This window comes from Rhodanobacter sp. FW102-FHT14D06 (genome assembly GCF_043950705.1).
Lineage (GTDB): Bacteria > Pseudomonadota > Gammaproteobacteria > Xanthomonadales > Rhodanobacteraceae > Rhodanobacter.
The window spans coordinates 1362009-1375854 of record NZ_CP170722.1 but is presented as its reverse complement, the minus strand read 5'-3'; the positions used below and the strand labels follow the sequence as shown (position 1 = coordinate 1375854).

11 protein-coding genes and 1 pseudogene are annotated in these 13846 nt (G+C 68.1%); all 12 read right to left on the bottom strand.

The annotated features are described in order from the left end of the window. Positions 1 to 70: 70 nt before the first annotated feature. The 12 genes and pseudogenes from leuB to ACFCQI_RS06260 all read right to left on the bottom strand — a co-directional run bounded on the left by leuB (position 71) and on the right by ACFCQI_RS06260 (position 13685). Positions 71 to 1168 (bottom strand): 3-isopropylmalate dehydrogenase, encoded by a 1098-nt coding sequence (leuB, locus tag ACFCQI_RS06315; RefSeq protein ID WP_395120590.1) that lies wholly within the window; start codon positions 1166 to 1168, stop codon positions 71 to 73. After that, positions 1165 to 1746 carry a 3-isopropylmalate dehydratase small subunit gene (leuD, locus tag ACFCQI_RS06310; protein WP_395120588.1) on the bottom strand — a complete coding sequence of 194 codons (582 nt, stop codon included), beginning with the start codon at positions 1744 to 1746 and terminating at the stop codon, positions 1165 to 1167. The genes leuB and leuD overlap by 4 nt, the downstream gene beginning before the upstream one ends. Next, positions 1743 to 3158 carry a 3-isopropylmalate dehydratase large subunit gene (leuC, locus tag ACFCQI_RS06305; protein WP_395120586.1) on the bottom strand — a complete coding sequence of 472 codons (1416 nt, stop codon included), beginning with the start codon at positions 3156 to 3158 and terminating at the stop codon, positions 1743 to 1745. Before leuC ends, leuD begins: the two co-directional genes overlap by 4 nt. Beyond that, entirely contained in the window at positions 3155 to 4150 is a 996-nt protein-coding gene (locus ACFCQI_RS06300; protein ID WP_395120584.1) for a branched-chain amino acid transaminase, read from the bottom strand. The genes leuC and ACFCQI_RS06300 overlap by 4 nt, the downstream gene beginning before the upstream one ends. Continuing rightward, on the bottom strand, positions 4147 to 5769 hold the full coding sequence (locus ACFCQI_RS06295; RefSeq protein ID WP_395120582.1) for a 2-isopropylmalate synthase: 1623 nt from the start codon (positions 5767 to 5769) through the stop codon (positions 4147 to 4149). The genes ACFCQI_RS06300 and ACFCQI_RS06295 overlap by 4 nt, the downstream gene beginning before the upstream one ends. Before the next feature lie 418 nt (positions 5770 to 6187). Continuing rightward, on the bottom strand, positions 6188 to 6760 hold the full coding sequence (locus ACFCQI_RS06290) for a hypothetical protein (RefSeq protein WP_395120580.1): 573 nt from the start codon (positions 6758 to 6760) through the stop codon (positions 6188 to 6190). 11 nt (positions 6761 to 6771) lie between these two features. After that, positions 6772 to 9000: a hypothetical protein gene (locus tag ACFCQI_RS06285; protein ID WP_395120578.1), complete on the bottom strand. Its 2229-nt coding sequence runs from the start codon at positions 8998 to 9000 to the stop codon at positions 6772 to 6774. A gap of 44 nt (positions 9001 to 9044) precedes the next feature. Beyond that, on the bottom strand, positions 9045 to 9482 hold the full coding sequence (locus ACFCQI_RS06280) for a hypothetical protein (protein WP_395120577.1): 438 nt from the start codon (positions 9480 to 9482) through the stop codon (positions 9045 to 9047). 166 nt (positions 9483 to 9648) lie between these two features. Beyond that, positions 9649 to 10032 (bottom strand): hypothetical protein, encoded by a 384-nt coding sequence (locus ACFCQI_RS06275; RefSeq protein ID WP_395120575.1) that lies wholly within the window; start codon positions 10030 to 10032, stop codon positions 9649 to 9651. Between the two features lie 115 nt (positions 10033 to 10147). After that, positions 10148 to 11449 (bottom strand): annotated as a pseudogene (gene thrC, locus ACFCQI_RS06270) (threonine synthase); the annotation flags it as partial. 98 nt (positions 11450 to 11547) lie between these two features. Further along, positions 11548 to 12537 carry a homoserine kinase gene (locus tag ACFCQI_RS06265; protein WP_395120574.1) on the bottom strand — a complete coding sequence of 330 codons (990 nt, stop codon included), beginning with the start codon at positions 12535 to 12537 and terminating at the stop codon, positions 11548 to 11550. Then, the gene (locus ACFCQI_RS06260) at positions 12534 to 13685 is read right to left on the bottom strand and encodes a homoserine dehydrogenase (protein WP_395120572.1); all 1152 of its coding nucleotides are present in this window, start codon (positions 13683 to 13685) and stop codon (positions 12534 to 12536) included. Before ACFCQI_RS06260 ends, ACFCQI_RS06265 begins: the two co-directional genes overlap by 4 nt. Positions 13686 to 13846 lie beyond the last annotated feature (161 nt).

Here is a 13846-nt window from a genome sequence, read left to right as displayed (position 1 = left end):
GTCGCATGCGCGCAGGGGGCGGCAGAAAATGCGGGCACGTCCGTGTGCCCGCCGGGGAAAGCTGGCCGGATCAGCCGCATGCGCGTGCTCCGGCAAAGAACACGGCGGCGCTGCCGGCGTGCTCGTCGATCGCGGCGATCACTGCATCGCGCACCTCGTCGGTGCCGGCGCTGCCGCCGATGTCGCGACTGTGCGGGCCGTGGCGCAGCACCTGCTCGACCGCCGATTCGATCGCCGCCGCTTCGGCTTCCAGGCCCAGCGAATGGCGCAGCAGCAGCGCGGCGGAAAGGATGGCGCCGACCGGGTTGGCCACGCCCTGGCCGGCGATGTCCGGCGCCGAGCCGTGGATCGGTTCGTACAGTCCACGGCGACCGTCGCCCAGCGACGCCGACGGCAGCAGGCCGAGCGAGCCGGCCAGCGCGGCGGCCTCGTCGGTGAGGATGTCGCCGAACAGGTTCTCGGTGACCACCACGTCGTAGCGGTTCGGCTGGGTCAGCAGCAGCATCGCCATCGAGTCGACCAGCTGGTGCTCGAGCTTGACGTCGGGGTAGTCGGCGGCGATGCGCTGCACCGTGCTGCGCCACAGGCGCGAAGTTTCCAGCACGTTCGCCTTGTCGACCGAGGTGACATGGCGGCGGCGCCCGCGCGCCAGCTCGAACGCGCGGCGCACCACGCGCTCGATCTCGGCCACGGTGTACCTGCACTCGTCGGTGGCGGCGTCGGCGCTGCGTGTCTTCGCACCGAAGTAGGCGCCGCCGGTGAGTTCGCGCACGAACAGCACGTCGACGTGCTTCAGCTTGTCGTTCTTCAGCGGCGACAGGTCGGCCAGCGCCGGATGCACCTGCAGCGGGCGCAGGTTCGCGTACACGGCGAGCGCAGCACGCAGCGCCAGCAGACCCTGTTCGGGGCGCACGGATGCGTTCGGATCGGACCACTTCGGGCCGCCAACGGCGCCCAGCAGCACCGCATCGGCGGACCGGCACGCGGCCAGCGAAGCGGCCGGCAGCGGTTCGCCGGTGGCGTCGATCGCGATGCCGCCGATCAGCTGCTCCTCGAACGCGAACACGTGCTCATGGCGTGCGGCCACGGTCTTCAATACGGCCACCGCGGCGGCGGTGACCTCCGGGCCGACGCCATCGCCGGGCAGGGTGACGATGCGTGCCTTCATGCCGCTTGCTCCTGTTGTTCGTACCGATGGATGGCCTCACCCTGCTGCAGCAGGTAGCCGAGCTGGTCGACGCCGTTGAGCAGGCAGTGCCGCGCGAACGGTTCCAGACGGAACGGGATGCGGCCGCCGTCGGGCAGCGCGATGTACTGCTCGCGCACGTCGATCGCCAGCTCGATGCCGGGGTGCCTGAGCAGCCAGCGGTGTTCCAGTTCGTCGATGACGATCGCCAGCAGGCCGTTCTTCAGCGCGTTGCCGCGGAAGATGTCCGCGATCTCGCTGCACAGCACCGCGCGGATGCCGTAATCCAGCAAGGCCCATGGCGCATGCTCGCGCGAGGAGCCGCAGCCGAAGTTGCGCCCGGCGATGAGGATCGCGCAGCCGCGTGCCTCGGGCCGGTTCAGCGGGAACGCCGGGTTGTCGCTGCCGTCGGCCTGGTAGCGCCAGTCGTGGAAGCACAGCTGGCCCAGCCCCTCGCGCGTGGTGGTGGTGAGGAAGCGCGCCGGGATGATGCGGTCGGTGTCGATGTTCTCGTCGGCCAGCACGGCGGTGCGGGAGTGGAGGCGGCTGATCGGTTTCATGCGGCTTGCTCCTGCGTCGTGTACTCGCGCGGATCGGCGATGCGCCCGGCGATCGCCGACGCGGCGGCGGTGGCCGGGCTGGCCAGCACGGTGCGTGCGCCCTTGCCCTGGCGGCCCTCGAAGTTGCGGTTGGAGGTGGAGACCACCAGTTGTCCCGGCTGCGCCAGGTCGCCGTTCATCGCGATGCACATCGAGCAGCCGGGCACGCGCCACTCGGCGCCGGCGGCGGTGAACACGTGGTGCAGGCCTTCGCGCTCGGCGTCGCGGCGCACCGCCTCGGAACCGGGCACCACCAGCATGCGTACACCTTGCGCGATGCGTCGGCCATGCAGCACGCGCGCCGCTTCGCGCAGGTCGGACAGGCGCGAGTTGGTGCAGCTGCCGACGAACACGACGTCGACCGGCGTGCCCTGCATCGGCTGGCCGGGCGTGCTCTGCATGTAGTCGAGCGCGCGGCGTTCCTGCGCATTCGTCGCCGCCGGTACCGGCGCGTCCATCGCGATCGCCATGCCCGGATGGGTGCCGTAGGTGACGGTGGGTCTCACCGCGCCGGCGTCGATGCGCACCTCGCGGTCGTAGCGCGCGCCGTCGTCGCTGCGCAATGCGCGCCACCTCGCCACCGCCGCGTCCCACGCCGCGCCCTGCGGCACGCGCGGGCGATCCTTCAGCCAGGCGAACGTGGTCTCGTCCGGCGCGATCAGCCCGGCGCGCGCGCCGGCCTCGATCGACATGTTGCAGACGGTCATGCGCTCGTCCATCGACAGCGCCTCGATCGCCGCGCCGCGATACTCCAGCACGTAACCGGTGCCGCCATCGACACCGATCGTGCCAATGATGTGCAGGATCAGGTCCTTCGCGCCCACGCCCGGTGGCAATTGGCCGTCCACGTGGATAGCCATGGTCTTCGGCCTGCGTTGCAGCAGGCACTGCGTGGCCATCACGTGGCCGACCTCGGTGGTGCCGATGCCGAACGCCAGCGCGCCGAACGCGCCGTGGGTCGAGGTGTGGCTGTCGCCGCAGACGATGGTCATGCCCGGCTGGGTCGCGCCCAGCTCGGGGCCGATCACGTGCACGATGCCGCGGTCGGCACTGTCCCAGCCGTGCAGTTCGACGCCGAACTCGCGGCAGTTCGCTTCCAGCTGCGCGACCTGCGCCTGCGCCTCGGCGTTCGCATACGGGCGGCTGCCGTCGGCATTCGTCGGCAGGGTCGGCGTGGAATGATCCAGCGTGGCCAGCATGCGGTCGGGCCGGCGCAGTTTCAGCCCACGCTCGCGCAGTTCGCTGAACGCCTGCGGCGAGGTGACCTCGTGCACCAGGTGCAGGTCGACGTAGATCACCGCCGGCGTGTCGGCGGTTTCGGCGACGACGACGTGGGCGTCCCAGACTTTCTCGAAGAGGGTCCGTGAGGTCATGCCGCGACCTCCGTCACTTCGTGCGCTCGTCCCTGAGCGCGATCACCAGCTGGTGCTGAGCCACAATCAGGGACGACTGCATTGACCACACTCAACCAGCCGTAGCGATCCTCGGTGCGGCCGTCGAACAGGCCGAAGAACGCCTGCTGCAAAGCCTTCGTGATCGGCCCCGGTGCGCCCTTGCCGATCGCCTTGCGGTCGACCGAACGCACCGGGGTGATTTCGGCGGCGGTACCGGTCATGAACACTTCGTCGGCGGAATACAACGCCTCGCGCGGCAGCTCGCGCTCCTCCACCGCGATGCCGAGGTCCGCGGCCAGGGTGAGTACCGCGTCGCGCGTGATGCCGGCCAGGATGCCGGCGCTGGACGGCGGGGTGAGCAGCTTGCCGCGCTTCACCAGGAACAGATTCTCGCCGGCACCTTCGCTGAGCAGGCCGTTGTGGCCCAGCGCGATGCCCTCGTCGTAGCCGTTGCGGCGTGCCTCCAGTCCGATCAGCTGGCTGGACAGGTAGTTGCCGCCGGCCTTGGCCCAGCTGGGGATGGTGTTCGGCGCGGGACGGTTCCACGACGACACGCACACGTCGGCACCGCGCTCGGCCGCCTCGCCCAGGTACGCGCCCCAGTTCAGCGCGATGATCGCCACCTCCACCGGCGCGCCATCCCTTGCCAGCACGCCCAACCCGCCGGCGCCGCGGAACACGATCGGCCGCACGTAGGCCGACGGCATCGCGTTGGCGCGGATCAGTTCCAGGCACGCGGCGTTGATCTCGTCTTCGCTGTAGCCCACCTCGATCTCGTAGACGCGCGCCGACTCGAACAGCCGGCGGGTGTGTTCGGCCAGGCGAAAATAGGCTGGCCCGTTCGGTGTGGCATAGACGCGCTCGCCCTCGAACACCGACGAGCCGTAGTGCAGTGCGTGCGTGCTGACGTGGACGTTGGCATCGGCCCACGGCTTGATCCGGCCGTTGTGCCAGACGAAGGGCGTACTCATGCGGTGGCTCCCAGGGCTTTGGTGTTGCGTGGGGTTGGGGATGCGGTCGCTGGCGTGACCGGCGCGTGTCGTTCGATGCGATTGACGATGGCCAGCGCGGCCTGCGCGGTGGCTTCGACGATGTCGGTGCTGACGCCGTCGCCGTTCCAGTCGCGGCCGGCATGGCGGGCGACCAGCCGAGCCTGGCCCTGGGCATCGCCGCCCTCGCTGACCGCGCGCACCTGGAAATCCGTCAGCCGCAGGTCGCTGTCGGTGGCGCGTTCGATGGCGCGCAGCACCGCGTCGACCGGGCCGTCGCCGATCGCCGCTTCGGCGGCTTCACGGCCATCGTCGTGGCGCAGTTTCACCGCCGCCGAGGCGCCGGCACCCAGGTGCGTGCTGGTGTCCAGACGCAGCAGTCGCCACGGACCCAGCGCGTCGGGGTCCTGGCCCAGCGCCAGCGCTTCCAGATCCTCGTCGTGCACCTCGCGCTTCTTGTCGGCCAGCGTCTTGAAGCGCGCGAAGATCGCGTCCAAAGCTGCTTCTCCCGGCGCGTGGCCCAGCGCCTGCAACCGCTGGCGCAGCGCGGCGCGACCGGAGTGCTTGCCCAGCACCAGCTTGGTCTCGGCCAGGCCCACGTCCTGCGGGCGCATGATTTCGTAGGTGCCGCGATGCTTGAGCATGCCGTGCTGGTGGATGCCCGACTCGTGCGCGAAGGCGTTCGCGCCGACGATTGCCTTGTTGCGCTGCACCTGCTGGCCGGTGAGTTGCGACAGCAGGCGCGAGGCGGGATGCAGCTTGCGCGTATCGATGCGGGTATCCGCGCCGAAGTACGCGCCGCGCACCTTCAACGCCATCACGATCTCCTCCAGCGCGGCGTTGCCGGCGCGCTCGCCGATACCGTTGACGGTGCATTCCACCTGGCGCGCGCCGGCCTCCACCGCGGCCAGGCTGTTGGCCACCGCCATGCCGAGGTCGTTGTGGCAATGGCTGGAGAACACCACGCGTTCGGCGCCGGCGACGTGGGCACGCAGCCAGGCGAAACGTTCGGCGATCTCGGCCGGCGTCATGTAGCCGACCGTGTCCGGTGCATTGAGCGTGCTGGCGCCGGCTGCAACGGCGGCGGCGAATATCTCGGCGAGGAACTCCGGCTCGGTGCGCATCGCGTCCTCGGCGGAGAACTCCACTTCGTGGCAGCGTTCGCGCGCCTGTTCCACCGCGGCCACCGCGGCATCCAGCACCTGCGCCTTGCTCATGCCCAGCTTGTGCTCGCGATGCAGCGCGCTGGTGGAGATGAAAACGTGGATGCGCGAACGCTGTGCCCGCTCCAGCGCGCGGGCGGCGCTGTCGATGTCGCCGGACTGGCAGCGCGCCAGCGCGCACACGGTGGTGGATTTCAGCGACTCGGCGATCTGCGCCACCGCGGCGAAATCATCCGGCGAGGCCTGCGGAAAACCCGCCTCGAGCACGTCCACGCCGAGCGATTCGAGCATCTGCGCCATGCGCAGCTTGGCGCGCCGGTCCATCGAGAAACCGGGCGTCTGCTCGCCGTCGCGCAAGGTGGTGTCGAAGATGCGCACGCGGTCGGCGGCTACGTCGTCGTCGCTGGCGGGGGCGTTGTGCTGGTCGGGGTTTTTCATCATGGCTCCGCTGTGTGGGCGTCGCCGAAGGCACAAAAAAACCCCGCATCCGTTACCGGGTGCGGGGTTCTTTGGGTGTTTTCAGGTTTTTCTAGCTACCTGGACACATGCCCTCAGCCCGCACCTCCGTTGGTAATAAGGAGTACGAGTACGAGGGTAATAATGAGCGTGCCGCGAGCCTGCAGCAGGCCGTCAACCGTCGCGAGACGGTTCATTTCGGCGGTGCGGCAGTGGCTGCTGCGTTGCGACATGAAGCCGACCGTAAGCGATGCCGGCGAGCCTGTCAACAAAAATCTTCATGACGAAATCTTCCAAGCCGCCGCAGCGCAATTTGGACGGCTAGGCTTCCAAATAGATTCAGATGAAACCATTGGCTCTCGCCGGGATCGGCTACCGACAGCACGATGTCGCGCTGCGCCTAGGGGTCCAGACGCATCCACTTGTTGCCCGCGCGCGCGCACAATCCGCCGTCGGCGCAACGCGCCAGCTTGCCGTTGGCGATGGCGGTGTTGATCTGGCCGATCCATTCGGCGCGCACGCTTTCCCGATGCGCCCGCACGCCGACGCAGACCGCCACGCCGATCACCGCCAGCGAAGCCACGGCGCTGGCTACGAAGGTCTTCCACGCATGCGCTGACAACGCCTTGCCGAGGCGGCAAGTGCGCTCTTCCAGCTCGTGGAGGGCACGCTGGAGTTGCTGGGTGCCGTCCTGCATGGTGTATCGGGCTCCCTCCAGTGGCTGGTGCAATCCGCCAGCCACCGCGCTGGCCGCGGCTTGCCGGATGTGGTCGATGGCGCTGGCGGCCAGCCGTTCGGAAGTGCCGGCCAGGCCGTGGGCAGCGCGATCGAGGCGTTGCACGGCGTCGTGAGTCTCCTGCACGACCTGCTCGCCGCGCTGCTCCAGCACGCCGGTGAATGCCGCCAGTTGCAGCGCCAGCGCGCGCAGGTCCTCCGTCTGCGCATGGTTCGACTTGTCGATGTCTTGGCTCATGGGTTCCATCCTCATCGTTGCATCGCCACCGTTTGCCGCACCTGCGCCTCCCGTTCCGCCTGTTGCGCAAGTTGCTGGTTGAGTTGTTGCCCCGCCGCCAGCCACGCCTGCCCTTGTTCCGACTGCAGGTATTGCTGGCCGATCGAACGCATGGCGTCGATGTCCATCGTGCGCGCGGCCGCGACCAGCGCATCGAACATGGCGCGATCGGAACTTGCCGGCGTGATCGGCGGCGCCGTGCGTGTGGATGCGGATGTCAGGTCGGGAGACGTTGGCACGGATTCGGGCGGAGCTGGATGATGATCGGGTCCGATGGCGCCGCGCTCGATCGGCGCATGCACCTGCGTCGCCCGCCACTCTTCGTACTTCTGCGCGATCAACTGTCTGCCGTAGTCCGCATTCGCGCGAACGGCCGACTGTTGCAGCTGGCTGAGTCGCGACAGCTCTTCGCCGCTCGCTCCGTGCGACTCGTGGATCACCACCCTGCCGATCAGCCGCGTTTCCTCCCTGCTGAAATGCCCGTGGCCGTCGGCGTTCCAGGCGTGCCCGGTCTGCGGGTCGGTGATGTGCTTCTCGCTGGCCAGCCCGAGAGCCTGGGTAACAACCTCGGGCAGAGGACCGGTCTCGCTCCAGCCCTTGCCGTAGTAATCCATCACGTAGGCGTTGGCCACGGCCTCGGCGTAGTGCGTGTTGTTGAACTTGCGGTTGGCGGCGAGCTGGTCCAGCGCCTTGGCGGTCTGCGCATCGGCAGGCCGGTCCACCGTCGTGAAAGCAGGAATGCCGAAGCTGTTGTTGGGCAGGCCGGGGAGTTCCACCGTCTGCGCCCAACCGGTGCGCGTGGCGTGCCAGCGGATGCCGTCCAGCTCGATCAGCCCCGTGTCCTGCGTGGCCGGATTGGCCAGCGCCAGCGAGGTGATCGCGGTCATGCGCTGGTAGTCCAGTTGTGCCACCTGCTCGGCCGGTGCCGTCGTCACCGCCGCCTGCATCGATGGGGCGCCGTAAGGGTTCGGCACCGCGGAGCCATCGGGATCGAGCTGATAGTGCGTGTGCTTCCAGACACCGCCTTGGTACAGGTAGGTGACGCCGTCGGCGCCGGTCTGATGATTGACCTTGTGCTCGGTGATCGTCACGGCAAGCCGGTCGCCTTCAAATGCCCCCACCACGCTGCCGACCACGCCAGTGACGAGCGCGCCGGGGCCAGTTTCCGCACCCGCCACAAATCCATAGGCGGCACCCGCTCCGATCCCTCCGATCGCGCCACCCGCCGTGCGCCCTTCATAGCGGCGAAGCAATGCATCCGCTCCGAACGGGTTGCTCTGTGCGCTTAGCGTCTGGTATTGCTTGGCGGTGGTGTAAGCGTCATAGGCAAAGAAGGCCAAGGCGCCGGCACTCAGGCTCTTGGTCGCAGCCATGCGCAGGTACTGGCCAGCTTCGACGTCTATCACGCTTGCGGCTCGCGTCGCCGGCAAACTAGTCGATTGCATGGGGGGCGTGCCGAGCACCTTTGGAGGTGCAGTCGATGTCAACGATATCCGTCTCAAGCCCGCCGCTTCGAGATCCGCTGTGAAGAAAAATGCTTTGGTATCGAGGCCAAGTGACGCTGCGACCTCCTTGGAGATAACGATTTTCGATAACTCTGGGCCCGCGTTCTGCGGCGAAACAAAAATGCCGTTTGCCGCAGCTTTTATGAACCTGCTCTGGGTATAGGCAAGAATTTCACTGGCCTCGCCATGGCGGGCAAGTTTGCGCAGCGCGTCGGTGGAGTGCCCCCCGATGGACATGATGTTCCCGTTTTCGAGAGCGGCAGGAGTTTCTGCAGCGGCGAAGACGCACCCGAACTCCGCCTGCGATGCAATCAGCGAGATATCGCCCCGCAGTGACCCGGCGAATTCCCTTGAAGTCTCGCCCCAAAGACATCCGTCCAGCGAAGTTGGGCCGTGAATCGGGGCATTGTTCTGTCCGTAAAGAAAGCTCGTCGCCAAATCCATTGCCGCGGTTCGCGACAGGCCTTGTTCGCGATAGATCCGGGTCGCCGCCGACTTGATGTCTCGTTCCGCGGTCGAAAGGAATACGGCCCGAGGCGTTCTGTTGATGATCGGTTGCCCCGTGATATCCGCAATTTCCAGCGCGATGATTTCCGCCCTCACTTCGCCGACTCGCCCGCTGTACAGGATGCCTCCTTGGCTTCCGGCCGGCGCCTCGGCGGAGTAACCGCGAACGATCTTCTGGATATCGGCCAAAGAGGACGCACTGCGGAGGCGTTGGATGTCATTCGCGAAGGACGTCAAGGTGTGGCCCTATCATCGCGATCGCTCGCTTCAAGCACCCAGTGATCTGCAAAGTGCACATTCCCGGCGAACCTTGACTCACTGTCGGACGACATGACGAATGGCTTTTCCACCGAGTCGTCTTCCTGGCTGACGTGGCTGACAAGTTCGGAAATCAGTGACCTGGCCAACACCATATCGTCGGGAGAAAGCCTGGTGGAGGTACGTCCGGGCCTGGGCATGGCTACGTCTCCCTGGGAGAAGTAGCCAAAAGAGACGATCTCGATGTTGAAGTTGTTGCCGTCCGGCAGGAAGGATGTCTTGATCTCCCCGTAGAGCACCCGGTCACCCAGCTCGACGGCAAACGTTTCGTGACCAACCTCGTCCCAACCGCGTATGCCGCCCGCGAATCTCGCGCGGCCTTGTTTGAACGTGACCCAGTCGTGTACACCCATAGGTTCTCCTTGCACATGCATCGGTACAAACGCCTCCTGCCCTCGGACTCGCCCGAAGAGGCGCGGCCTCGACATTCATTTCGCGCGACCCAAGGCACCACGCAGCATGGTGCGCTTGCTGTCAGGCCGAGATGACCATGTTCTTCACGTCAGGCTCAGCTGAATGCTAGCCTCCGCTTGAATCGGCCACTACTTGCGCGCTCTTGCGAATCCAGTCGATCAGGCCGGGAGGGATGTAGAAATGCTCTCCTCCGGCAAGCGCCACGATCATGCCGAGCCCCGGGTGCATCATTTTCATGAGCTTGTATGCGTTCTCGCGTATGGCGGTAGTGCGGCCACATCGGGTCAAGTCGTCGAGGTTGTCGGACACCACGACGTAGGGGTTCCCGTCTTGTTCGGATTTCGCGATCTCGAATCGAAAATCGCTTGTCGTTGACCCCGAGTCGTTGGTGATAACGGATACGAACACCTTGGTATTGACCAATTGCTCCCAGGCTGGCGTGTAGTCTCCCGCTTCTCGGGAGGCCAACAGTATTTCCTTCAGACTCATGCGCTACTCCATGTGCATTCCAACTCGCGGCACGACCGATTGCTGCCGATCCAGGGGATCGTCGGGCGTCGGTTCAATCCCGTTTTGGAAGCACAACACGGACGATCGAGATGGGTCAATCGGAATGTTTCCCGTCTTGGCGCAGTCGCGTACTGAGTGCGTTGTCGTCGGCGGTGATGGGGTTGGCGCTGGAGGGACGTTCCAGTAACGTGGCAAGAGGCGGTGGTACCGCCACTGGCGCCCCAATCAGCGGCTCCACCACGCCCTCGAACTTGGCCGGATGCGCGGTGGCGACGATGGCCCACGTGGACGTATCGCCTGCCTCGCGCAGCCGATCCAGTTCGTGCATCGCCGTGGCGGTGTGCGGGCAGAACACCTCGCCGTGGTCGCGCGCGTGCGTGGCGATGGTGTGTCCAATGGTGACGTCGTCGACGCTGCGGGCTTGCAGCAGACGGCGGAGTTCCGTTTCGTCGGGGAAGGTCCAGCGCAGGCGTTCGAAGTTGCTGGGCGCGCCGACGTCCATCGCGTTGGCGAGGGTGGCGACGGCTTCGCGCGGTCGATAGTCGGCGCCGGCGAAGTAGTCGGGCAGGGTGGCGTTGGCGTTGCAGGCCAGGCGCACTTCGCCGATCGGCAGGCCCATTTCGCGCGCCCACAGGCAGGCCATGGCGTTGCCGAGGTTGCCGGTGGGGACGATGAAGTTGAGCGGCGTGCGGTGTTCGCGCCACCAGCGCAGCGCGGCGTGGGCGTAGTAGCTCATCTGTGGCAGCAGGCGGCCGAGGCTGATGCTGTTGGCGGAGGACAGTGGTACGTCGGCCTGCAGTGCCGCGTCGTTGAGTGCGGCCTTGACCATGCGCTGGCAATCGTCGAAGCGGCCGGCCACGCGCAGCGCGGTCACGTTGTCGCCGAAGCAGCCGAGCTGGTGCGCCTGGCGCGGCGAAACCCGGCCGTCGGGGTAGAGGATCACCACGCGGACGTTCGGCTGGCGGTGGAACGCCGCGGCTACCGCGGCGCCGGTGTCGCCGGAGGTGGCGACGAGGATCGTCAGCGGTCGCGCATCGGCCCGCGGTAGCCGGCGCAGGCAGGCGGCGAGGAAGCGCGCGCCGAAATCCTTGAACGCCGAAGTGGGGCCGTGGAACAGCTCCAGCATCAGCGTGTGCGGATGGGCGGGCAGCGGACGAAGTGGTGCGTCGAAGGTGAAGGCTTCGGCGCAGATCGCGGGTAGTGCGTCGGCCAGCGCGTCGCCGGCGAAGAACGGCTCCAGCAAGGTGGTGGCGGTGTCGGCCAGCGTGCCGTGCGGATCGAAGGCGGCGGGATCGAGCCGCGGCAGCTGTTCGGGCACGTACAGGCCACCGTCGGGGGCGAGGCCGGCGGCGATCGCCTCGCCGATCGGTACGGCCGGCGCCGCTCCGCGTGTGCTCGCGCAGGAGCCCGCTTGCGGGCGATGCTCTTGAAGCCGGGATTCGGGATCCGTCGGAGCATCGTCCGCGAGCGGGCTCCTGCAAGTGGGGCGCCGGGTCATGGCAGGGTCTCGTCGAGAGAATCGATCAACGTGGCGGCCGGCCCCTCGATCGGCGACACCCACGCGTCGCTGTCCAGCCCGGCGTCGGCGAAGGCGGCCTGCATCGCCACGCTCGCCGCCTCGGCATCGGCGCGGTTGTCGTACCAGCCGAACACGCTGGGGCCGGCGCCGGAGATGCTGGCGCCGAAGGCGTGGTGGTCGAGCGCGGCCTGCTTCACCTGCGCGAAGTGCGGTATCAGCGGGGCGCGGCGCGGTTCCACCAGCACGTCTTTCAGGCCTTCGCGGACCAGCGTCGCGTCGCCGCGTTGGCAGCCGGTCAGCACCAGGGCGAGGTTCGAACTCTGCGCCACGAACTCGCCCAGCTCGTAGTGGCCGGCCAGCGCGGCGCGCGCGCGGCGCGTCTCCAGCACCACGTGCGGATGCACCAGCGCACAGTGCCATGCCGCCGGCACGGCGATGCGCACCAGGCGCTCGTGGGTGGCCAGGACCAGGCCGCCGAGCAGCATCGAGCCGAGGTTGTCGCCGTGGCGGCTGCCGCTGGCCACCGCTTCGCCGTCGAGTGCGAACGGGTACAGCGCCTCGCGCGACAGCGGCTGTTCCAGCAAGGCGTTGGCGGCGACCAGCGCGGCCACGCACGAGGCCGCCGAACCGCCCATGCCCGAGCCCAGCGCAATGCCCTTGTGCAGCACCAGCTCGAAACCGAACGGCAGCTTCAGTGCGCGATGCAGCGACAGCAGCGCGGTGCCGGCCGTATTGTGCCGCGGGTCGAGCGGCAGGCCTTCCACGCAGCCGCGGATCGCGGCGATGCGCACCACCGGTTCCGCGATGCGGCGCACCTCGGCGCGGTCGCCGGCGCCGGCCACGCTGTGGCCGAGCAGGTCGAAGCCGACGCCGACGTTGCCGACGCTGGCCGGGGCGAAGGCGTGGGCGAGGTGCGGCGGTCGTGCGTGTGCAGCCATGAGCGGTTCCTGTAGCGGCGTGTTCATGCATGCACCGCCAGCGATTCGGCGATGCGCAGCAGGTCGGCGAACACGCCGGCCGCGGTGACCTCCGGCCCGGCGCCCGGACCCTGCACCAGCAGCGGATTATCGCAGTAGCGGCGCGTGCTGAACTGCACCACGTTGTCGGTCAGCCGCGTGTGCGCGAACGCGTGGCTGGCCGGCAGCACCTGCAGTCGCACGCTGGCGTGGCCATGGCGGTCGAGGTGGGCAACATGGCGCAGCACGCCGCCAGCCTCGCGCGAGCGGGCCAGCGCGGCGGCCATCGGCGCATCGAGCTCGCCCAGCCGCGCGAAGAACTCCTCGCGGTCCAGTGCGGCGAGCGATGCCGGCACCAGGCTTTCCAGGTCGACGTCTTCCAGCGACAGCGGCCAGCCAGCCTCGCGCGCCAGGATCACCAGCTTGCGCGCCACGTCCAGGCCGGAAAGATCGTCGCGCGGATCGGGCTCGGTATAACCCAGCGCATGCGCCTCGCGCACCAGTGCGGAGAACGGTTGCCGGCCGTCGTGGCGGTTGCACAGCCAGGCCAGCGTGCCGGAGAACATGCCTTCCACCGCGAGCAGTTCGTCGCCGGTGTCGAGCAGGTCGCGCAGGGTCTGCACCACCGGCAGGCCGGCGCAGACGGTGGCCTCGCAGCGAAAGCGCGCGCCGCCGGCGCAGGCGGTGTGGATCGCCTGCCAGCGCGGCAGCGGGCCGCTGCCGGCGAGCTTGTTCGGCGTCACCACGTGGATGCCCGCGGCCAGCCACTGCGGATAGTGCGAGGCCACTTCGTCGCTGGCGCTGCAGTCGATCAGCAGCGCGTGGCGGCCGTCGGTGCCGCGCACGTGCGCGGCGAACGCGTCCAGATCATTCGGGCGCCAGGTCTGCGCGCCGCCGTGGCGGTCGTTGAGTTCGGCATCGTCGCAATCCAGCCACATGCGCTTGCGGGCGACCACGCCGCAAAGCCTGAGGTCCAGGCCGAGCGTGCGCGCCAGCCGCGGCTGCGCCGCACGCAGCTGGGCGAGCAGGGCGCTGCCGACGCGGCCGGGGCCGATCACGCCCACCGCCAGCGTGCGCAGCCGCGTGCTGCCGGTGGCATGCGGGGACAGCGGCGGCAGCGGAACATGCTTGGCTTGCTCGGGTGCACAGGTGATCACGGTGGCCTCTCCGGTGGAGGCCCGTGCTCGCTGGCGTGTCGGTATCAGCCGGCCCGCCTCGTCGAGGGCGGGCCGTTGCGTGGAAACTTCAGCTGCGCACGACGCTCCGCCCGGGACTCGTAGTACCGGTGGTAATCGTGCGGGTAGTCGTGGCGACGGCG